This is a genomic window from Brachybacterium aquaticum, assembly GCF_014204755.1.
GTDB lineage: Bacteria > Actinomycetota > Actinomycetes > Actinomycetales > Dermabacteraceae > Brachybacterium > Brachybacterium aquaticum.
This window is the reverse complement of sequence record NZ_JACHLZ010000001.1, coordinates 1,174,573-1,195,530: the sequence shown is the minus strand read 5'-3', so window position 1 is coordinate 1,195,530 and position 20,958 is coordinate 1,174,573. Positions and strand designations below refer to the sequence as shown.

Genomic DNA, 20,958 nt, shown 5'->3' with positions numbered 1-20,958 from the left:
ATCAGCAGCCTGTGCTCACCGCGCCCCGCCGCCGAACTCGGCCGCGAAGGCCTCGCGCCGTCGCGCCTGCTCGACGGGGTCGGGCACCGGCAGCGAGGCGATGAGCCGGCGGGTGTAGTCGTGCTGCGGGCGCTGGAGCACGTCGGGGCCGTGCCCGTCCTCGACGAGCTCCCCGCGGTAGAGCACCCCGATCCGGTGGGCGAGCGAATCGACGACCGCCAGATCGTGGCTGATGAACAGCGCCGCGAAGCGAAGGCGCGTCTGCAGCTCGCGGAACAGGTCCAGCACGGTGGCCTGCACGGACACGTCCAGCGCGCTGGTGGGCTCGTCGGCGATCAGCAGCTCGGGATCGAGCACGAGCGCACGGGCGAGGGAGACGCGCTGGCGCTGCCCGCCGGAGAGCTCGTGCGGGTACCGGCCGGCGTAGGTGCCGGGCAGCTCGACCGCGGTGAGCAGATCGCGCACCCGCCTGCCGCGCTCCTGGGCGGAGAGGGAGCGCTCGTGGACGATGAGCGGCTCCTCGATGCACTGCTGGATGGTCAGGTGCGGGTTGAAGGAGGTCGCCGGGTCCTGGAAGACGAAGCCGATGCGTCGCCGCACGGGGCGGAACGCGCGCTCGCGGATGCCGTTCATCTCGTGCCCGAGCACACGGAGGCTGCCGCCGCTGGTGCGCTCGAGCCCGGCGATGGCGCGGCCGATGGTGGTCTTGCCGGAGCCGGACTCCCCCACCAGCCCGTACACCTCGCCGGCGCGGAGGGTGAGGTCCACTCCCTTGACGGCGCGGAAGGGCGCACGGCCCAGTCGCCCGGGGTACTCGATGACGAGGTCCTTCGCGACGACGACCGGTTCGGCCTCCTCGATCTCGGCCTGTTCGGCCGGGTCGAGGGCGGTCCAGGCCGAGCGCCGGCCCAGGTGCGGCACGGCGGCGAGCAGGGTGCGGGTGTACTCCTGCTTCGGGCTCGCGAACAGCTCCTGCACCCCGGCGCGCTCGACGACCTTTCCGTGGCGCATCACGGCGACGGTGTCGGCGAGGTCGGCGACCACGCCCATGTTGTGGGTGATGACGATGATCGAGGTGCCGAAGCGGTCGCGCACGTCCCGCAGCAGCTCGAGGATCTCGGCCTGGACCGTGACGTCGAGGGCGGTGCTGGGCTCGTCGGCGACGATCAGCTCGGCGCCGAGCGTGAGCGCCATCGCGATCATGATGCGCTGCTTCTGCCCGCCGGAGAACTCGTGCGGGTAGCGGTCGACGCGCTCGGCGGCATCGGGGATGCCCACGGACTCGAGCGCCTTCACGGCCTCGGCGCGGATCTCCTTGCGGCTGATCCGGGGCCGGTGGGCGCGCAGCCCCTCGCCCATCTGCCACCAGATGGGGAAGACGGGGTTCAGGGCGCTGGAGGGCTCCTGGAAGATCATCGCGACGTCCTCGCCGCGCAGCGCCCGCAGGCGGGCGCCGGAGAGGCTCACGACATCGGTGCCGGAGACCAGCACCGCCCCGTCGGCCGTGGCGGTCTCGGGCAGGAGCCCGAGCACGGAGCGGGCGGTGACGGACTTGCCGGAGCCGGACTCGCCGACGACGGCGAGGATCTCGCCCGGGGCGACCTGGAGGCTCACGCCGTCCACGGCGTGCACCTCACCTGCGTCGGTCGCGAAGCGGACGTCGAGGTCGCGGATCTCGAGCCGCGGCGCTGTCTCGGATGCGGCCTCGGGGGCTGCCTGGGTCATGCGCGGGCCCTCCTCGGGCTGCGTCGCCGGCGGCGGGTGCGCAGGCGCGGGTCGTTGAGGTCGTTGACGGACTCGCCCACGAGCGTCACCCCGAGCACGGCGAGCACGATCGCCAGGCCCGGGAACAGGCCGGTCCACCAGATGCCGCTGGTCGCGTCGGACATGGCGCGGTTGAGGTCGTACCCCCATTCCGAGGCGCTGGTGGGCTCGATGCCGAAGCCGAGGAAGCCCAGCGCCGCGAGGGTCAGGATCGACTCCGAGGCATTCAGGGTGAAGATCAGCGGCAGGGTGCGGGTGGCGTTGCGCAGCAGGTGGGTGCCCATGATGCGGCGGTGCCCGGTGCCGACCACCTTCGCGGCCTCGACGAAGGGCTCGGCCTTCAGGCGCACCACCTCGGCGCGGATCACCCGGAAGTACTGCGGGACGAACACGACGGTGATGGACAGCGCGGCGGCGAGGATGCCGCCCCAGGCGTCGGACTGCCCGCCGGAGATCACGATCGACATGACGATCGCGAGCAGCAGGGACGGGAAGGCGTAGATCGCGTCGGCCAGCATGACCAGCACCCGGTCGAGCCAGCCTCCGATGTAGCCGGAGAGCAGGCCGAGCGCGACGCCGACGAAGAGCGAGGCGGCGACGGCGCAGACCATCACGGCCACGGCCGTGCGGGTCCCCCAGATCACGCGGGAGAGCACGTCGAAGCCGGTGACGGTGGTCCCCAACGGGTGCGCGGCCGACGGGGGCCGCTGGGTGCCGAAGGGACCCGCCGCGTCCGAGGTCGCGGCGAAGCCGTACGGGGCCAGGAGCGGGGCGAACAGGGCGGTGAGCAGCAGCCCGGCCACGAGCACCACGCCCGTGATGAGCATGCCGCGCTGGAGACCGACGCTGCGGCGCAGGTGGCTGAGCACCGGCAGGCGCAGGTACCAGGGCGAGCGGGCGGTCTCGGCGACGACGGGCGCCTCGGCCGCGAGGTCGGTGCCGGCGGCGTTGCCGTCGCCGACGGGTTCGGGGTTCGACAGGGTCATGTCAGTACCTCACCCTCGGGTCGATGAGCGCGGCGATCACGTCGACGATGAAGTTGGAGACGGCGACGATCACGGCGAGCATCATGACGATCCCCTGGACGGCGACGTAGTCACGAGCCTTCATGTACTGGGCGAGCATGTAGCCGAGCCCGTTCCACTCGAACGTCGTCTCGGTGAGCACGGCGCCGCCGAGCATCATCGCGATCTGCATGCCCATCACCGTGATGATCGGGATCAGCGCGGGGCGCAGGGCGTGGCGGGTGGTCAGCCGTGACTCGGCCACGCCCCGGGAGCGGGCCGACTCGATGTACTGCATCTCCAGGGTGCCGATCATGTTCGTGCGCACCAGGCGCAGGAAGATGCCGCCGGTGAGGATGCCGAGCGCGACCGCGGGCAGGACCGCGTGGCTGAGCACGTCGCGCAGCAGTGCCATGTCTCCCAGTCGCAGCGCGTCCAGCAGGTAGAACGGGGTGGGGTTCAGGATCCTGCTCATCGTGATCTCACCGCTGGTGGAGATCCGCCCCGCGACCGGGAGCCAGCCCAGTCCCACGGAGAAGACGAGCTTGAGCAGCAGGCCCACGAAGAAGACGGGGGTGGCGTAGCCGAGGATCGCGACGATGCGCAGCACCGCGTCGGGCCAGCGGTCGCGGGTGCGGGCCGCCAGCATTCCGAGCGGCACACCGATGACGAGGGCGACGACGACCGAGTAGGCGACGAGCTCGAAGGTCGCCGCACCGTAGGTCGTGAGGATCTCGCTGACCGGGGTGCGGTCGGTGTAGGTGGTGCCGAAGTCGCCGCGCACCACGCCGCCGAGGTAGTCGAGGTACTGCACGATCAGGGGCCGGTCGTAGCCCGCCTCGGCCCGTCGGGCCGCGAGCTCGGCCGGGGTGAGCCGGCCGCCGAGGGCGGCGGTGATCGGGTCGCCGGTGATCCTCATGAGGAAGAAGACCACGGTCATGAGGATGAGGACGGTGGGGATGATCAGGAGGAAGCGGATCAGGATGTACCGGCCGAGGCCCCCCGAGGAGCGCTGGCGCGTCCTGCGGGGGGCCGACGGGGCACTCGCTCCCTTCTCGTCGGTCGCGGTCACTTGGACAGCGGCGAGAGCCGGAACTTGAAGGACGAATCCAGGGTGACGCCCTGGACGTCCGCGGTGGAGATCGCGATCTGCGCGCCCTGCAGCAGCGGCAGGGTCGAGATCTCCTCGGCGACGATGTCCTGGATCTGCACGAACAGCGCCTCGCGCTCGGCGGGGTCCGCGGTGCCGCGCTGCTGGGAGATCAGCTGGTCGACCTCGGGGTTCGTGTAATGGTTGGCCAGGAAGTTCTCGGTGACGAAGAAGGGCGAGAGGTAGTTGTCGGCGTCGGAGTAGTCCGGGAACCAGCCCAGCTGGTAGGCGGGGTAGACGTCCTCGACGCGGTCCTTGGAGTACTGGACCCACTCGGTGGACTGGAGGTCCACGGTGAACAGCCCGTCGGCCTCGAGCTGGCTCTTCACCGCCGCGTACTCGTCGCCGGAGGAGTTGCCGTAGTGGTCGGGGTTGTACTGGAGGCTGAGCGCGACGGGGATCTCCACGCCCGCGTCCTCGAGCCGGCCTCGCGCGCGCTCGGCGTCGGGGCCGCCGGAGCCGTCGCCGTACAGGTCCTGGAACTGCGTCCCGGAACCCGGCAGTCCCTCGGGGATGTAGGAGTACAGCGGGGTGTAGGTGTCGTTGTAGACCTGGGTGGCGATAGCCTGGCGGTCCAGGAGGTCTGCGACGGCCTGGCGCACGGCGCGGGCCTTGGCGGGGTCCGGCTCCTCGGTCGAGGCGCCGTAGGGGTTGGTGTTGAAGTTGAAGACGATGTAGCGGATCTCGCCGCCGGGCCCCTCGTGCACGGTGACAGCGTCATCGCCCTCGAGGTCCGCGATGTCCGTGGCGGACAGCGAGCGCCACACGCAGTCGATGTTGCCCTGCTGGATGTCGAGCTTCATGTTGTTCTGGTCGGCGTAGTAGGACATGTTCACGCTCGAGGTGGCGGGCGTGCCGTACAGGCCCTGGTATCCCTCGAAGGCCTCGAAGGTGATCAGCTCGTTGAGCCTGAAGCTGCTGATGGCGTACGGGCCGCAGAAGGCATTGGCGGCGACGATCTCGTCGTCGGGGAGGACCGCGTCGGCCGGGAAGACGTCCGCGTCCACGATCGGGCCGGCCGGGCTGCACAGCACATAGGGGAAGGTCTGGTCGTTGGGCTCGGTGAGGTGGAACTCGACGGTGAGGTCGTCGACGATCTCGACGGAGGCGAGGTTCCCCAGCAGGCTGGAGGGGCCGTTGGGGTCGGCGATCGCGAGCTGGCGATCGAAGGTGTGCTTCACGTCCTCGCTGGTCAGGTCGTTGCCGTTGGCGAAGGTGAGGCCCTCCTTGAGGGTCACGGTGTAGACCGTGTCGCTGGTGAACTCCGCGGTCTCGGCGAGGTCCGGCTCGGGGACGCCGTCCTCGGAGCCGATGGAGGTGTTCATCAGGTACGCGTAGCACTGGGTCCACACCGAGGAGGAGCCGTTGTCGTAGGCCGCGGCCGGGTCGAGCGCGGTGACCTTGTCGGTGGTGCCGACGGTGAGCGAGGCGCCGTCGGCCCCGCCGTCGGAGCCGCCGCTGCCGCTGCCGCCGCTGTCGGAGGTCTGGGCGCAGGCGGTCAGGAGCACGGGGACTCCGGCGAGGCTCAGCAGCATGGTGCGGCGCTTCGGGGTGAGAGCGGCGTCGAACACGATTACCTCCAGGGGGCGGGGCGAGGCCGGGGGTTCGCGGCATCGCGAGAATGCGGGACCTGCTGTGACGCGGGACACCCGTTTCGGGTGTCCAGCACACTAGCCCTGCCCGGCGCGGGCGTCGTCCGAAATCGGAGCGTGGGGGGCATGGTGACCGAACTGTGACCGGACGGTCACCACCCTTCTCCCGTCCCACCCCTCAGCCACACTGGTGCCATGACCCTGGAATGGACCCGCGGCACCTGCCCGCGCTGCGGCAGCGGCGACGTCGTGCACAGCCTGATCGGCATGCCCACCCTGGAGGCGATGGAGACCGCCCCGGAGTGGGTGTCCTTCCCGGGGTGCGTGGCCGTCGGCCCCGATCGCGCCTGCCTCGCCTGCGACCACGAATGGTGGGCCGACCACGTCGGCTTCGCCGAGCCATGGGACCACGAGGAGGGCGATGACGGCGCGCGAGGCACGCAGCTGCGCGTCGTCGGGGCGGTGCTCGTCACGGCCGACGGGCTGAGGATCCTCGCCGCCCGCCGCCGCCCCGGCATCCCGTCGGCCGGGCGGTGGGAGTTCCCGGGCGGCAAGATCGAGCCGGGCGAGTCGCCGCAGGCGGCGCTGGTCCGGGAGCTGCGCGAGGAGCTCGGGATCGAGGTCGAGGTGGGCTGGCTGATCGGTCGCGGCACCGGCTGGGCCGGCGAGCGGGAGCTGCACCTGGACTGCTACTGGGCGCGCCCCGTCGGCCCCTCCCCGACCACCAGCACCGACCACGACCGGCTCGAATGGGTCGGGCTCGACGCGTTGCTTACGCGCGACTGGGCGGAGCCGGACGTCCCGATCGTGGAGGCCATCGCGGAGGAGGAGCGGCCGCGGTTCAGCTGACGGCCCCCTCGCTCCACCACCGCAGCACGCGCAGCGCCTGGAACGTGAGCCACGGGGACGGCTCCCCCACCGGCACGTCGACCTCGAACCATTCCTCCCCGGGCATGTGGTGCTGCTGGAGCCAGGTCCCGTCCTCCTGCTGGGCGGTGATGACCATCGACACCGCCTCCTCCATCCGTTCGTCCCGTCGGCCGATCTCCCGGAAGTGGTCGAGCGCGCGCAGCGCGGAGTAGACGTGCCGCGGCGGGTAGAGGAAGTGGTCGACCCACGGGCCGAGGATCTCGCCGGTGGTGAGGCGCCGGGTCAGGTGCCGCGCGAGCAGGTACTCCTCGCCATCGCGCATCGCCTGCCGGGTCGCGTCGGACCCGCCGGTCACGACCTCGTGGTGGCGCAGCGCGCGCAACGAGTTCAGGGTCGAGTGGACGCTCGCGCGGGTGGACCCGTTCTCCCACTCGCAGTTCCAGCCGCCCTCGTCCATCGCGTGCTCGAGGAACCAGTCGACCAGCACCTGCATGTCCAGGCCGAGCCACAGCCCGTTGGAGAGCGTCATCGCGTTGATGCAGCAGTCCACCTCCCCACCCCAGTAGGGCAGGGAGGGGTCGAACTCCCAGTGCGCGTTCTCGGCGAGCTTCGCCGCGGTGTCGTTCGCGATCAGCGGCGCGGGATCCATCCCCCATTCGCGCAGGGTGGTCAGCGACCAGGTCGTCGCGGTCCAGGGCTGGCCGGGCAGCTCCTCGTTCGCGGGGTCGTCGAAGAACCCGCCGGGGAAGAACGCGCCGCCCGCCCACAGTCCGGTCTCGACGTCCTGGTGCGCGAGCAGCCGCGCCCCGAAGCCCTCGGTCGCGACCCTCGCACGGGTCTCCAGCCAGACGTCCTCGGGCTCGTCGAGCAGGTCGCGCTCGACCTGCCAGCGCAGCGCCGGGTCGGTGTCGAGGAGCCAGGAGATCACGTCGAGGGGAGCCATGCCGCGATCCTTCCCGCGAACGGCGGCCCGGGCAAGTCCGCACCCCGCCTACCCTTCCCTCATGCTCCGCCCCGTCTCCGCCGGGATCGTCTCCGGTCTCGTCGCCTTCACCAGCTCCTTCGTGGTGGTCCTCGCCGGACTCGAGGGCGTCGGCGCCTCCCCCGCCCAGGCGGCCAGCGGGCTGCTCGCGGTCAGCATCGCGATGGGGCTGTGTTCGATCCTGTTGTCCACCTGGACGCGTCTGCCGATCACCGTCGCCTGGTCCACCCCGGGCGCCGCGCTGCTGGCCGGGACGGGCATGGTCGAGGGCGGCTGGCCGGCCGCCGTCGGGGCGTTCGTGCTGGTCGGGGTGCTGTTGGCGCTGACGGGGCTGGTGCCGCCGCTGGGTCGGCTGATGGCGAGGATCCCCACCTCGATCGCGCAGGCGATGCTCGCGGGAGTGCTGTTCCAGCTGTGCCTGGGCCCGGTCCTCGGGGTGGCCGAGAACCCGCTGGCCGTCGGGCCGGTGATCCTCGTGTGGGCGCTCGCGCAGCGCTTCGCCGCGCGGTGGGCCTCCCCGCTCGCCTTCGTCGCCGCGACCGCGGTGATCGTCGTGTCCCTCGCGACCTCCCCCGCCGCCTCGCCCACCGACTCATTCCTGCCGCAGGTGGAGCTCACCGCCCAGACCCTCACCCTCGGCGCGGTCGTGGGCATCGCCCTGCCGCTGTACCTGGTGACGATGTCGTCGCAGAACGTGCCCGGCGTCGCGGTGATGCAGGGGCTCGGCTACGAGGTGCCGTGGCGGGCGAGCCTCGTGACCACCGGCGTCGCCACCACCCTCGCCGCCCCCGTCGGCGGACACGCCGTGAACCTCGCCGCGATCACGGCGGCCCTCGCGGCCGGGCCCGAGGCCGGGGAGGACCGCTCACGGCGCTGGATCGCCTCGGCCACCTCCGGCGTGGTGCTCGTGGTGTGCGGGCTCGCGGCGACCGCCTTCGCGCAGCTCATCGCCCGCGCGCCCGACGGGGTCATCCCCGCGGTCGCGGGCCTCGCGCTCCTGGGCACCTTCGTGGTCTCGCTCCGTGCGGCGCTGGCCGAGCCGTCCGACCAGCTCCCGGCCGGGGTCACGGTCCTCATCGCCGCCTCCGGCATCGCTGTGGCCGGGATCAGCGCCGCGTTCTGGGCGCTGCTGGTGGGCCTGGCGCTGCGGGCGCTGCTGCGCGAGCCCGGCCGACGTCGGCGGCCGCGGGCCTAACGGGTCGCAGGCCCAGGCGCTCAGAGCGGGTACGGCCCGAAGCGGGACCAGGCGACGACCACCGACAGCACGGCGAGGACCATCGAGGGGATCGTCGCGCTCATGGGGTCGCCGCGGCGGATGTGCACCATGGCCGCGAAGACCATAGTGATCGCGAGGCCCGCCGCCGCGAGCGGCACGAGGATGGTCCCGACACCGGTCAGGGCCGGGATCACGAGGCCGAGCGCGCCGAGGATCTCGAGGATCCCGATCCCGCGGATGATGGAGTGCGGGAAGTCCTCGACGTAGGCGGTGCGGCCGATCTGCTGCTCGCGCGGGACGAAGATCTTCATCGCCCCGGAGGCGACGAACACTGCGGCGAGCACGAAGGCGAGGATCCACAGGAACACGTTCATCGGGGTGCCTCCTTCGGCGGTGCGGAACAGTATCGCCCCTGACCGGGACATCTGTCACGGAGTCGGCTGCTCCCCCTCGGCGAGGTCCCCGCTGCGAGCTCCTCAGTCCCGGGCCCGCACCAGCCGCTCGTGCCCGGTCTCCTCGAGCACGGCGATGTCGGCGTTGGCCTTGAGGAACTCGGAGAAGGACTTGAACCCGAGCTGCTTCTCGCTGAAGGAGGGGTCCATGCGACGCATGTGGGACTTCACCGCGGAGCTGTGCAGCCACTCGCTGTCCCCGCGCCCGCCGAGCTGGAGGGCGCGCTCGAGCAGGCGGGTCGCCGCCTCCTGCGGGTCCTCGATGTCGTCGACGACCGTGTCGTCCTCGAGGTCGTCGTCGAGGGAGTCGTCGGCGGAGGAGAAGGCGGGAGCGTCGGCCGACGGGCCGGAGGAGCGCCCGCCGCGGGAGGATCGCCGACTGCTGTTCTCCGAGCCCCCGTTCTCCGAGCCGCTGCTGTCGGAGCTGCTTGTGTCCGAGCTGCCGTTCTCCGAGGAGTCGGTCTCGTCGGCCGACCCACCCGATCGGCGCGCGCGGCTGCGTCCGCTGCGCTCCTCGTCCTCGCCGAGCGCGCGGCGGCTGCGAGCACGTGCCGGAGCGGCCGGTCGCTCGACGCCGGGCAGGTTGTCATAGGACTCGAACTCGTCGCAGGCGGCGGCGAGGGACTTGGCGGTGGAGCCGGCGACGCCCATCGCGACCACGTAGCGGCCGAGGCGCCGGGCGCGCTGGGCGAGGGGGACGTAGTCGGAGTCGCCGGCGATGATCACCACGTGGGTGAGGTCGGGCATGAGGTAGAGGTCCTCGACGGTGTCCACGGCCAGGCGGATGTCGGCGCCGTTCTTCGCGTACGCGGCGGCGGGGAAGAGCTGGACCAGGTCGACCGCGCGGGCGACGAGCTGTGTGCGGTAGAGGGCGTTGACCGGGGAGGACCAGTCGGCGTAAGCGCGGGTGAGCATCAGGGAGCCGAAGGAAGCGGCGAAGTCGATGATCGCGCCGACGTCGACGGTGGCCTTCGCGAGCTTCTCGGCGATCTCGGGCTCGGTGGGGTCCTCCGCGATCCGGTGGCGGTCGCGGCTCCAGGCCTGTCGGCCGTGCACGCGGTCGTACCAGGACATCACGATGTTGTCGAAGTCGAGGTAGACCGCGACGCGGGGATCTGTGGAGTCAGCCATGGCTCCAGTCTGCCTGGTCGGAGGGTCTCTCCGGCAAACGTGCCGCCGGTGGGGCGGGCGGACGGGGCGTAGACGTGGACGCGGGGAAGAATTCGAGAAAGACGTCCTGGGAGTACGCGCGAAGTGTCGGAAAACCTCGAAATGATTCAATTCCGCACGCATGCATCAGGAACCCTGCAGAAGCAGTCGAATTGTCCAGAAACTATTCTGTCCGGGGCTCGCCGCCGCTCCTCCCGGGCACCACGTCACTGCCGGACTCACCGGAGAGTCTCCGCGATCCCGCAGGCGACACGCCTTACACCACACCCCTGACAGACGAAGACGCTCCCCCCGGAAGTGTGGACAACGTCCGTCGTGCCCACCCAAGTGGCGCCACCTCTCCTCCACACGCCCACCTTTTCCACAGCGCATCATCCACATTCTGTGGATACCGTCGAGGAACGTCGACAGGTTCATCCACGCCCCTTTCCTGGAGCCTTCTGGGTCCGTAAGATCGAGACATTCCGCCACCGCCGGGCCGGCGACTGGGCTCGACCGGCCGCAGTGCGTGGCACATGGGGACGGGAGCACGACGAGGGGAGGTGGGGACCATGAGCGCGGTGGCATGCATGTCGGCCGACGGGGACGACGAGGAGTCGGCGCGCGACGCCGCCGCCCGCGCCTTCCTCGAGGCGCTCCCCCAGCGCCTGCGGGTCGTCCGCGCCCGCTCCGCGTTCACCCGCGAGGCGATCCCCGCGCGCTCCGGCTGCGGTGAGGGAGAGGTCGCGCTCGGCGAGGCCGCGCAGGCGGTCTGGGACGCCGAGCGGAGCAGCGCCGCAGCGCTGGCCGGCCGCTACCGCGCCCTCGCCGCACTCATCGAGCACGAGGGCGGCATCGAGGGCGAGGGCGGCGTCGAGGGCGAGGGAGGCGACGTCGAGCCTCTGGCCGACGTCGACACCCTGCGCGCCGCGACCGCCCTGCGGATCACCCAGAGCGTTGCGAGATGGGAACTGCTCAATGCCCACCGCGCCGTGGACCAGCTGCCCCTCACCCTGGCGCGGATGGAGGAGGGCGACTTCCCGAGCTGGTGGTTCCAGAAGGTGCTGAGCGAGTCCGAGGACCTGTCCGACGAGTCGCGCCGACTGCTGGACGAGGCGCTGTCCGCCTGGTCCTCGGACATCCCCGCCGAGCGCTTCCTCACCCTGCTGAACGCGCTCGTGACGCTCCTCGCCGAGCGGGAGAAGCAGCCCGAGCAGGCCGAGGAGGAGCTGGTCCGCGAGGTCGAGCTGGTCCGTGACAGCCCCTCAGGGGTCGCCTCGGCCGCCCTGAGGGGCCCGATCCCGGACGTCCTCGCCTTCTGGAAGCGCCTGGACGAGACGGCGCACGCGATCCAGGCCGCCCAGCGCAAGGCGCTGAAGGAGGGGACCGAGATCCCCTATGACCTCGACGGGATCGTCACGGCCACCCGGCGCCCGGTGCCGCTCGCGCGCCTGCGCTACGACCTGCTGCTGAACGCCGAGTTCGACACCGACGGGGTGGACGTTCCCGCGCCGCGCTTCCGCGTGAACGTCACCGTGCCCCTGTTCACGGCGCTCGGCATCTCGGACGCGCCCGGCATGGTCGACGGCAGCACCCCGATCCCGCCGGCCGTGGCGCGCGAGCTCGCCGGCAGCACCGACGTCTGGTACCGGATCCTCACCGATCCCTGCTCCGGGGAGTTCCTGCCCCTGCCCGCGCAGCGCTACTCCCCGAGCCGCGCGATGCTCGAGCACCTGCGCCTGCGCAACTCCTCCTGCGCGATGCCCGGCTGCACCCGCCCGGTGTCCTGGGCCTCCGAAGCCGACCACATCGAGGAGTACGACCACGTCGATCCCGCCGCCGGCGGGCTCACCGAGATCGAGAACCTCCATCTCCTGTGCTGGCAGCACCACCAGGCGAAGACCGCCGGTGAGCTCGACCCGACCCGCCTCCCCCGGAAGCGCAGAGCGCCCGGGGAGGCCGGGGAGCCCGGGCGGACGCGCTGGCGGATCGGGTCCGAGGGGGACCACGTGATCACCGCCGATGACATCGACCTCGGCACCCGTCTCGCGGTCCGGGACCTCGAGGACGCATGGCGGGAGCATGTCCGTCGGCGCTCCGGCACCCCGGCACCGACCCCGCCGCCGGAGCCCTGGCCGGATCCGCCTCCCGCTCCCGACCTCAGCCCACCCCCGCCGATCCCTCCGGGCCCGTGGGATCCGGATGATCCGCCGCCGTTCTGACCCCGCCCCGCTCCCCCGACCCCTGGATCCTCAGCGACTGCCGCCGACGGTGGACGGTGAGGTACTCCAGGCCGTCCTCCCCCCGCCCGGAACCCGCGCACGGTGCGCCGGGGCAGCAGCACGACGTCTCCGGTGCGCAGCGGCTCCTCGCCGTCCTCCGTGCGCAGGAGTCCGCTGCCGCGCACCACGTGCACGAGCGTGTCGACCTCGGCGCCGACGTGGGCGGGGATCTCGTCCCCGGCGGGCAGGCGGATCAGGTTCGAGTCCAGCTCCCGGTCCGGCGCGGTGATGGACCAGACGGCGCCGCGACGGGGCTCCTCCGGCTGCTCCGAGGTGTTGGTGAGGATCGGCATGGCGCCCTTCAGCTCCTTCCAGCGACATCGACGAGCTCCGCAGCCGGGCCGCTGAGCCGGCGCGGCCCCTTCCACACGGCGGTCAGCGGCCGCCGCAGCCGCGTGCCCGCGACCGGCACCCGGTGCAGCTGCCCCGCCTCGAGCGGCGAGCGCACCGCGAGCATGCTGAGCACCGCGGGACCGGCGCCGCTCACCACCGCGACCCGCACCGCCGCATTGCTGCCGAGCTCCTGCACCGGCGGCGTCCGGGCCGCGTCCGGGACCAGCTCCTCGAAGGCGTCGCGGGTGCCGGAGCCGCCCTCGCGCACCACGAGCGGGGTCGCGGCGAGCTCGGCGAGCGTCAGCGGCTCCTCGCGCCGTGCCCAGTCGTGCTGCGGGGCGACGACCACCACCAGCTCGTCCTCCCGCAGCGCCAGCGTGTTCACGCCCCGGGGAAGGTGCGGGGTCTCCACGAAGCCGAGCGTCAGCCGCCCCTCATGGATCCCCGCGAGGACCTGGGTGGAGTTCAGCACCTCGAGGTCCACCCGCACGCGCGGGCTGCGCCGCCGCAGCTCGGTCAGCCACGCCGGCATCAGGTGCTCGGCGATCGTCATGCTCACCCCGACTCGCAGCTCCCGGGCATCCTCGTTCCGGCTGTGGCGCAGCCAGGCGGAGAACTCGTCGGCCGCCGCGAGCAGCTCGCGCGCGTGGGCGGCATAAAGCAGTCCGGCCGACGTCGGCCGCGAGCCGCGCGGATCCCGGTCCAGCAGCGCCGTCCCGGCCTCCGCCTCGAGCCGCGAGAGCACCCGGCTGGCGTTGGGCTGGTGGATGCCGACGCGCCGCGCCCCGGCGCCGAGCCCGCCCTCGTCGACGACGGCGACGAACAGCGCGAGCGCCTGGAGGTTCGGCAGCGACTGGGTCATATCAGGATCATATGCCCTGTTCGCGAACTGCCCTCTACCGGCGCCGACGCCGGGATGGGACGGTGGCCTGCGTGTCCTCCCCTGCCGCACCCGCCCCTTCCGCCCCCTCCCGCACAGTCCGCGCCTCCGCTCCCTGGACCGGGCTCGCACTCGCACTCGGCGTCGCCGTCGCCGCCATGCTGCTCGCGCCGCTGCTGCCCGGGATCAGCGCGCTCGTGGTCGCGATCGTGGTCGGCGTGATGGTGGGGAACCTCGTTCCCCTGCCCCGAGCCCTCGCGCCGGGCCTCGGCATCGCCTCGAAGAAGCTGCTGCGCCTCGGGATCGTGCTGCTCGGCCTGCAGGTGGCGCTCGGGGACCTGCTCTCCCTCGGCGCGGGGATGCTGCTCGTCGTCGTCGCGGTCGTGACGCTCGGGATCCTCGGCACGGTGGCGCTCGGCCGGGCGCTCGGCGTGGACCGTCGGCTGACGATCCTGGTCGCCTGCGGGTTCTCGATCTGCGGCGCGGCGGCGGTCGCGGCCACCGCCGGGGTGATCGACCCGGAGGACCGTCACGAGGACCGCACCGTCACGGCGGTCGCGCTCGTGGTGCTGTGCGGGACGCTGATGATCATCGCGGTGCCCGCCGCGTCGGCCGCGATGGGGCTCGACGCGACCACCGCCGGACTTTGGGCGGGAGCTTCGATCCACGAGGTCGCGCAGGTCGTCGCCGCCGGCGGTGCGCTCGGCACGGCGGCACTCACCGTCGCCGTGATCGTCAAGCTCGCCCGGGTGCTCATGCTCGCCCCCGTCATGGCGGTCCTCTCCCTCCAGCAGCGCCGCGCAGGGGCGGCCGACGGGAAGCGCCCGCCGCTCGTACCGCTGTTCGTGCTCGGCTTTCTGGCGATGGTGGTGCTGCGCTCGGGCCTGCCGCTGCCCGCCCCGCTCCTGGGCGGCGCCTCGCTCCTGCAGACCCTGCTGCTCGCGGCAGCGATGTTCGCGCTCGGCACCGGGGTGCGGGCGCGACTGCTGATGCAGGTGGGGCTGCGGCCCTTCGCCCTCGCGGCGATGTCGACCCTGCTGGTCGCCGGGGTGGGGCTCGGCGGGGTGCTGCTCGCGTCCTGAGCACGCGTCCTGAAGGACGAACACCGCCGCCGATCCGCATCTGCGGCACTATGGTGGTTCTCATGACGCAGCTGCGAGTTCGTGATGCCGCGGTGTTCCTCGGAGTCAGCGAGGACACGGTGCGCCGCTGGATCGACAAGGGCACCCTCCAGGCGACCAAGGACGACGCCGGGAGGAAGGTGCTCGAGGGCATCGAGGTCGCACGTCTCGCCCGCGAGCTCGCCCATGCCCCGGAGCTGCACGGCGCGACCGCCAGCTCTGCCCGCAACCGCTTCACGGGCCTTGTCACCCGCGTCGTGATGGACACGGTGATGGCGCAGGTCGAGCTGCAGTGCGGGCCCTTCCGGGTGGTGTCGCTGATGAGCAGCGAGGCCGCGCGCGAGCTGGGACTCGAGCCCGGCAAGGTCGCCAGCGCCGTCGTGAAGGCCACCCAGGTCGTCATCGACGCCGAACCGGCGTCCCGTCCCCTGCGAGGAGAGACCCCATGAAGAACCTGATCCGGTCCGCGGCCGCCGCCGCGGTGATCGTGCTGACCGCCGCGGCCTGCGGCGGCGGCTCCACCGAGGCGTCCGGCGAGGCGTCCGATGCCGGGGGCGGCGCCGCTGCTGAGGAGATCACCCTCCAGGTGTTCGCCGCCGCGTCGCTCCAGGAGTCGTTCGAGGAGCTCGGGGCGCAGTTCGAGGAGGAGAACGAGGGGGTGAGCGTCGAGTTCAACTTCGCCGGCTCCTCGACCCTCGTCGAGCAGATCCAGCAGGGCGCCCCGGCGGACGTCTTCGCCTCCGCGGACACCAACAACATGACCAAGCTCGTCGACTCCGACCTCCAGGGCGCCGAGCCCGTCGACTTCACGACCAACACGCTGATGATCGCGGTCCCGGCCGGGAATCCCGAGGGCGTCACCGGGCTCGAGGACCTCACCGCGGAGGACCTGAACCTCGTCGTCTGCGCGCCCGAGGTGCCGTGCGGCGCCGCGACCGAGACCGTCGAGCAGGCCGCCGGGCTCGAGTTCTCCCCCGTCAGCGAGGAGCAGTCCGTCACGGACGTGCTGAACAAGGTCACCGCCGGCGAGGCCGATGCTGGCCTGGTCTACGTGACCGATGTGCAGAAGGCCGGGGACGCCGTCGAGGGCATCGATTTCCCCGAGGCCCAGGAGGCCGTGAACACCTACCCGATCGTGACCGTCGTGGGCTCCGCCCACCCCGAGCACGCGCAGGAGTTCGTCGACCTCGTCACCGGTGAGCAGGGACAGGAGCTCCTCGTGGGCTACGGCTTCGGCGGCGCATGAGCAGCCTCCCCCGCTGGGTCCTGATCCCCGCACTGCTCGGCGGTCTGCTGGCCGTCGTGCCGCTCGGGGCGATCGCCCTGCGCGTGAGCTGGGGGGAGTTCGGGGCGCTGCTCACCTCGGAGTCCTCCCTCGCCGCCCTGTGGCTCAGCCTGCGCACCTCGCTGACCAGCGCCGTGCTGTGCGTGCTGCTCGGCGCCCCGATGGCGCTGTGCCTGGCCCGCTCCGACGCCCGCATCACCACCCTGGTCCGGGCGCTGGTGCTGATCCCGCTGGTGCTGCCCCCGGTCGTGGGCGGCATCGCGCTGCTGTACACCTTCGGACGCCAGGGCCTGCTCGGGGGCACCTTCGAGATGCTCGGGATCCGGATCGCGTTCTCCACCACCGCGGTGGTGCTCGCCCAGACCTTCGTGGCCCTGCCCTTCCTCGTGCTCAGCCTCGAGGGGGCGCTGCGCACCGCCGGCACCCGCTTCGAGGAGGCCGCCGCCTCCCTCGGCGCCCGCCCCACCCGCGTGCTCACCCGGGTGACGCTGCCGCTGGTCATGCCCGCCCTGCTCTCCGGCGCGGTGCTGAGCTTCGCCCGGGCGCTCGGCGAGTTCGGGGCGACGATCACCTTCGCGGGCTCCCTCCAGGGCACCACCCGCACCCTGCCGCTGGAGATCTACCTCCAGCGCGAGAGCGACCCCGAGGCGGCCGTGGCGCTGTCCTTCCTGCTCATGATCATCGCGGTGGTCATCATCGCGATCGCGCACCGGAAGCGCCCCGCATGAGCCTCGAGCTCTCCGCCGAGGTGCCCGAGCGCGGGGTCCACGTCGAGATCCACGTGCCGGGCGGTCGCACCGTCGCCCTCATCGGCCCCAACGGCGCCGGCAAGTCCACCGCCCTCTCCCTCATCGCCGGCACCCTGCGCCCGGCGCGCGGCCGGGTGGTGCTGGACGGTACCGTCCTCGCCGACGAGCACACCTGGATACCTGTCCACCACCGCCGCATCACCACCCTCAGCCAGGACCCGGTCCTGTTCCCGCACCTCACCGTGCGCGACAACGTCCGCTTCCCGCTGCGCGCCCAGGGCGTCCCGCGCCGGCGGGCACAGCAGGAGACGACGCGCTGGCTCGAGGAGCTGGACCTGCTGCACCTCGCGGAGCGCCGGCCCTCCCAGCTCTCCGGAGGTCAGGCGCAGCGCGTCGCGATCGCCCGGGCCCTCGCCGCGGACCCGCGCCTGATCCTGCTGGACGAGCCGATGGCGGCGCTGGACATCGACGTGGCGCCGGCGCTGCGCGAGCAGCTGCGCGGCTTCCTCGCCGGCCGCACCGCCGTGATCGTCACCCACGACGTGCTCGACGCCCTCACCCTCGCCGACCACGTCATCGTGCTCGAGCAGGGACGGGTCGTCGAGGAGGGGCCGACGACGGAGGTCCTCGCCCGCCCCGGCTCCGCCTTCGCCGCGCGCTTCGCAGGCTTGAACCTGATCACCGGCGCGCTCGAGGACGGGGCGCTGCAGCTCCCGGGCGGCGGGCACCTGCCGGTCCGGAGCGACGCAGCCCCGGGCACGACGCTCCACGCCGCCTTTCGCCCCGCCTCGGTGCACTTGGTGGACGAGGACGCGCAGGCGGGCCTCCCCCGCACCGTCCGCACCCTCTCCCCGCACGGCGACCTGGTGCGGGTGCGCACCGAGGACCTCGCCGCGGACCTCGCCCCGCAGGACATCGCCGCCCGCCACCTCGAGCCCGGCAGCCGCGTGTGCCTCGCAGTCTCCCGCGAGGACGTGACAGCCTACGGGGCATGACCCGCCCGTCCCTGCCCGCCGACGCCGACCTGCGCGCCCTGCATGACGAGCTGCGCGACCGGCACGGCCCGCAGGGCTGGTGGTGGCCCGGCGAGGAGCCCTTCGAGATCGCGCTCGGCGCGGTGCTCGTCCAGCGCTCCCGCTGGGAGCAGGCCGCCGCGGCCCTCTCCGCGCTCGAGGAGGCAGGGCTTCGCGCGGCCTCGGCGCTCGCGTCGGCCGACGAGGAGCGCGTGCGCACGCTCGTGCGCCCCGCGGGCTTCCCGCGCACCAAGCCGGGCCGCGTGCTCGCCCTCGCCCGCTGGTGGGACGCGCGTGCGGAGGCGGCGCGGGGTCTCGACGATGCGGCGCTGCGCGCCGAGCTGCGCGGGGTCGAGGGGATCGGCGAGGAGACGGCCGACGCGATCTGCCTGTACTGCTTCGAGCGGCCGACGTTCCTGTGCGACGAGTACGCGCGCCGCCTGCTCGCCGGGCGCGGGATCGAGGTGCCCCGCAGCTATGCGGCCTTCGCCCGGGCGATCGCGCCCGCCGTCCAGGAGGCCGCGTTCTCCGTCGCCGAGCTCGCGGAGCTCCACGGGCTGATCGTCGAGGAGGGGAAGCTCAGCGCTGGTCGGGGTGGCCGGCGAGGTGTCCTGCGAGATGCCCAGCGAGATAGCGCCCGGTGACGGAGCCCTCCGCCGCCGCGACCTCCTGCGGGGTGCCGGTGGCGACGATGCGCCCACCGGCCTCGCCGCCGCCCGGGCCCATGTCGATGACGTGGTCGGCGGCGGCGATGAGGTCGAGGTCGTGCTCGATGAGCAGCACGGTCGCGCCGCGCTCCGTGAGGCGGCGCAGAACCCCGTGCAGGGTGCGCACGTCCAGGGGGTGCAGGCCCACGCTCGGCTCGTCGAGCACGAACACCGCATCGCTCTGGTCGCGGTGGAGGCGGCCGACGAGCTTGAGCCGCTGCGCCTCGCCGCCCGAGAGCGCCGGGGTGGCCTCGCCGAGGGTGAGGTAGCCGAGCCCCAGCTCGTCGAGCCGGACGAGCTTGCGATGCACGGCAGGGAGGTCCTCGGTGAGGGTGAGCGCGTCGCGGACGGTGCGGCCCAGCAGCGCGGGCAGAGACAGCCCGCGGCGGAGGTACCGCTCGGACGCAGGGGCGAAGCGTCCTCCCTCGCACTCGGGGCAGACGATGTCCACGTCGGGAAGGAACTGCACGTCCAGGGACACCTCCCCGGTCCCCTCGCAGCGGGGGCAGGCGAGCGAGCCGGTGTTGTGGGAGAAGTCCGAGGCGTTCAGGCCGTCCTCGTGCGCCTGATCCGTCGCGGCGTAGGCCTTCCGCAGTGCGTCCATGACACCGGAGTAGGTGGCGACGGTGGAGCGGACGTTCTGGCCGATCGGGGTCTCGTCGACCACGTGGACGGCGAGGCCCTCCGGGGCGTCCAGCGCGGTCACGTGGGCGGGGAGGGCGCCTCCGTCGGCCCGGGCGAGGAGCGCCGGCACGAGCGACTCGAGCACGAGTGTGGTCTTGCCGGAGCCGGAGACGCCGGTGACGGCGGTGAGCGCCCCGAGCGGCACGTCGACCTCGAGGGGGTGGACGGTGTGGAGCGGGCCCGTCTCCAGGTGCAGCGTCCCGCGGTCCGGGAGCGGCTGCGGCGCGGGGGTGTCGGCGTCGCCGGTGAGGAAGGGGGCGAGCAGGGAGTCCGGTTCCTCGGCGAGCGCGGCGGGGGCCGCCTCGGCGATGACCTGCCCGCCCTCGGTGCCGGCGCCGGGCCCCATCTCGATGAGGTGGTCCGCCTCGCGCAGCAGCTGGACGTCGTGGTCGACGAAGACCACCGAGTTCCCGTCGGCCAGGAGGTCGCGCATGACGCCGAGCAGCCCGTCGAGGTTCGCGGGGTGCAGGCCGATCGACGGCTCGTCGAGCACGTAGAGCACCCCGGTGGTGCGGTTGCGGACGGCGCGGGCGAGCTGGACGCGCTGGCGCTCGCCGGTGGAGAGGGTGGCGCCGGCGCGGTCCAGGGTCAGGTATCCGAGACCGAGCTCGACCAGGCGCCGCGCCATCGCGGTGAAGGTCTCCGCGAGCGCGTCCGCCATCTCGCGCATCTCCGCGGGCAGGGAGGCGGGGATGTCCGCGACCCAGGCGAGCACGTCGCCCAGCGACAGAGCGGTGGCGGCGGCGAGGTCGAGCTCGCCGATCCGCGGCAGGAGCGCCTCGGGGCGCAGCCGGCTGCCGCGGCAGTCGGGGCACTGCCCCTCGTGCAGGAAGCGGGAGACGCGGGAGAGGCGCTTCTCGGTGTCGGCGCGCTCGAGCTCCTTCGTGACGGTGAGCCGGGCATTGCGGAAGGTGAAGTCGAGCTCGTGCAGGCCCTTCACCGAGGTGACGGTGATGTGCTTCTTCTCCTCGGGCCCGTCCAGGACGATCTGCCGCTCGTCCTCGCGCAGGTCCTGCCAGGGCACGTCGGTGCGCACCCCGAACTCGCGCACGATGTCGGGCTGGACGTTGAAGCCGAACATCTGCCAGGGCGCGACCGCACCCTCGTCGAGGGTGAGGCTGGGGTCCGGGACGAGCGCCGCGTCGTCGACGGTCCGCACGGTCCCGATCCCCTCGCAGGTGGGGCAGGCACCGGCGGAGTTGAAGGAGAGCTCCTCGGCGCTCGGGGCGTGGACGACCGCCCCGCACTCGGGGCAGTTTATCGCCGCCTCGGCGGCCACGTCGATCGTGGGCGGGATCCGGTGGCCGTTCGGGCAGGTGTGGGAGGCCAGGCGCGAGAACATCAGCCGCAGTACGTTCAGCAGCTCCGTCGAGGTGCCGAAGGTGCTGCGCACCCCGGGCACGGCCGGACGCTGGCGCAGGGCGAGCGCGACGGGGACGTGCTCGACCGAGTCCACCGCGGCGCGCGGCGACTGCGCCATGCGGCGCCTGGTGTAGGTCGACAGCGCCTCGATGTAGCGCCTGGACCCCTCGGCGTAGAGCACCCCGAGGGCGAGGGAGGACTTGCCGGAGCCGGACACCCCGGCGACGCCGACCATGGAGCGCAGCGGCACGTCGACGTCGACGCCGCGGAGGTTGTGCACGCGGGCGCCGCGCACGGCGATGAGGTTGGGCTGTCCGGGCTGGTCGGGGGTGCTGCGGGCCATGGCATCCACCCTGGTGAGCG

At 72.6% G+C, this 20,958-nt stretch carries 18 protein-coding genes; 9 read left to right on the top strand and 9 right to left on the bottom strand.

Translation table 11 applies throughout. From position 1 onward, the window contains the following. Nucleotides 1-15: 15 nt before the first annotated feature. The 4 genes from HNR70_RS05345 to HNR70_RS05330 are packed head-to-tail and all read right to left on the bottom strand — an operon-like array spanning nt 16 to nt 5,489. A complete protein-coding gene (locus HNR70_RS05345) occupies nt 16-1,725 on the bottom strand; it encodes a dipeptide ABC transporter ATP-binding protein (protein WP_184324740.1) in 1,710 nt (569 codons plus the stop codon). After that, on the bottom strand, nt 1,722-2,750 hold the full coding sequence (locus HNR70_RS05340; RefSeq protein WP_184324739.1) for an ABC transporter permease: 1,029 nt from the start codon (nt 2,748-2,750) through the stop codon (nt 1,722-1,724). Before HNR70_RS05340 ends, HNR70_RS05345 begins: the two co-directional genes overlap by 4 nt. A 1-nt stretch (nt 2,751) precedes the next feature. Continuing rightward, nucleotides 2,752-3,840, bottom strand: coding sequence for an ABC transporter permease (locus tag HNR70_RS05335; RefSeq protein ID WP_184324738.1), 1,089 nt, complete (start codon nt 3,838-3,840; stop codon nt 2,752-2,754). Next, on the bottom strand, nt 3,837-5,489 hold the full coding sequence (locus tag HNR70_RS05330) for an ABC transporter substrate-binding protein (protein ID WP_184324737.1): 1,653 nt from the start codon (nt 5,487-5,489) through the stop codon (nt 3,837-3,839). The genes HNR70_RS05335 and HNR70_RS05330 overlap by 4 nt, the downstream gene beginning before the upstream one ends. A gap of 216 nt (nt 5,490-5,705) precedes the next feature. Between HNR70_RS05330 and HNR70_RS05325 the strand changes: the two genes are divergently transcribed. Beyond that, the gene (locus HNR70_RS05325) at nt 5,706-6,359 is read left to right on the top strand and encodes a (deoxy)nucleoside triphosphate pyrophosphohydrolase (RefSeq protein WP_246375154.1); all 654 of its coding nucleotides are present in this window, start codon (nt 5,706-5,708) and stop codon (nt 6,357-6,359) included. Here the strand turns inward: HNR70_RS05325 and HNR70_RS05320 are convergent. Beyond that, nucleotides 6,352-7,323, bottom strand: coding sequence for a squalene cyclase (locus tag HNR70_RS05320; protein ID WP_184324736.1), 972 nt, complete (start codon nt 7,321-7,323; stop codon nt 6,352-6,354). The genes HNR70_RS05325 and HNR70_RS05320 overlap by 8 nt on opposite strands. 61 nt (nt 7,324-7,384) lie before the next feature. Between HNR70_RS05320 and HNR70_RS05315 the strand changes: the two genes are divergently transcribed. Continuing rightward, the gene (locus HNR70_RS05315; protein WP_221421093.1) at nt 7,385-8,557 is read left to right on the top strand and encodes a benzoate/H(+) symporter BenE family transporter; all 1,173 of its coding nucleotides are present in this window, start codon (nt 7,385-7,387) and stop codon (nt 8,555-8,557) included. Nucleotides 8,558-8,577: 20 nt separating this feature from the next. Here the strand turns inward: HNR70_RS05315 and HNR70_RS05310 are convergent, their stop codons facing one another. Both HNR70_RS05310 and HNR70_RS05305 read right to left on the bottom strand, forming a co-directional pair. Then, complete coding sequence (locus HNR70_RS05310; RefSeq protein WP_184324734.1) at nt 8,578-8,952, bottom strand: DoxX family protein; 375 nt, start codon at nt 8,950-8,952, stop codon at nt 8,578-8,580. Nucleotides 8,953-9,054: 102 nt separating this feature from the next. Further along, entirely contained in the window at nt 9,055-10,161 is a 1,107-nt protein-coding gene (locus HNR70_RS05305; protein ID WP_184324733.1) for an NYN domain-containing protein, read from the bottom strand. A 590-nt stretch (nt 10,162-10,751) separates the two neighbouring features. On the opposite strand from HNR70_RS05305, the gene HNR70_RS05300 reads away from it, so the two are divergent. Continuing rightward, entirely contained in the window at nt 10,752-12,401 is a 1,650-nt protein-coding gene (locus tag HNR70_RS05300; RefSeq protein WP_184324732.1) for an HNH endonuclease signature motif containing protein, read from the top strand. A 361-nt stretch (nt 12,402-12,762) separates the two neighbouring features. Here the strand turns inward: HNR70_RS05300 and HNR70_RS05295 are convergent, their stop codons facing one another. Beyond that, entirely contained in the window at nt 12,763-13,656 is an 894-nt protein-coding gene (locus HNR70_RS05295; protein WP_184324731.1) for a LysR family transcriptional regulator, read from the bottom strand. 11 nt (nt 13,657-13,667) lie between these two features. On the opposite strand from HNR70_RS05295, the gene HNR70_RS05290 reads away from it, so the two are divergent. The 6 genes from HNR70_RS05290 to HNR70_RS05265 all read left to right on the top strand — a co-directional run bounded on the left by HNR70_RS05290 (nt 13,668) and on the right by HNR70_RS05265 (nt 18,486). Continuing rightward, a complete protein-coding gene (locus HNR70_RS05290) occupies nt 13,668-14,756 on the top strand; it encodes a YeiH family protein (RefSeq protein ID WP_184324730.1) in 1,089 nt (362 codons plus the stop codon). A gap of 62 nt (nt 14,757-14,818) precedes the next feature. Further along, nucleotides 14,819-15,244 (top strand): TOBE domain-containing protein, encoded by a 426-nt coding sequence (locus HNR70_RS05285; RefSeq protein WP_184324729.1) that lies wholly within the window; start codon nt 14,819-14,821, stop codon nt 15,242-15,244. After that, entirely contained in the window at nt 15,241-16,041 is an 801-nt protein-coding gene (gene modA, locus HNR70_RS05280) for a molybdate ABC transporter substrate-binding protein (RefSeq protein WP_184324728.1), read from the top strand. The genes HNR70_RS05285 and modA overlap by 4 nt, the downstream gene beginning before the upstream one ends. Next, entirely contained in the window at nt 16,038-16,808 is a 771-nt protein-coding gene (locus tag HNR70_RS05275; RefSeq protein WP_184324727.1) for an ABC transporter permease, read from the top strand. Before modA ends, HNR70_RS05275 begins: the two co-directional genes overlap by 4 nt. Continuing rightward, nucleotides 16,805-17,824 carry a sulfate/molybdate ABC transporter ATP-binding protein gene (locus HNR70_RS05270; RefSeq protein ID WP_184324726.1) on the top strand — a complete coding sequence of 340 codons (1,020 nt, stop codon included), beginning with the start codon at nt 16,805-16,807 and terminating at the stop codon, nt 17,822-17,824. Before HNR70_RS05275 ends, HNR70_RS05270 begins: the two co-directional genes overlap by 4 nt. After that, complete coding sequence (locus HNR70_RS05265; protein WP_184324725.1) at nt 17,821-18,486, top strand: endonuclease III; 666 nt, start codon at nt 17,821-17,823, stop codon at nt 18,484-18,486. The genes HNR70_RS05270 and HNR70_RS05265 overlap by 4 nt, the downstream gene beginning before the upstream one ends. On the opposite strand, the gene HNR70_RS05260 is transcribed toward HNR70_RS05265, so the two are convergent. Then, complete coding sequence (locus HNR70_RS05260) at nt 18,422-20,938, bottom strand: excinuclease ABC subunit UvrA (RefSeq protein ID WP_184324724.1); 2,517 nt, start codon at nt 20,936-20,938, stop codon at nt 18,422-18,424. The genes HNR70_RS05265 and HNR70_RS05260 overlap by 65 nt on opposite strands. Nucleotides 20,939-20,958 lie beyond the last annotated feature (20 nt).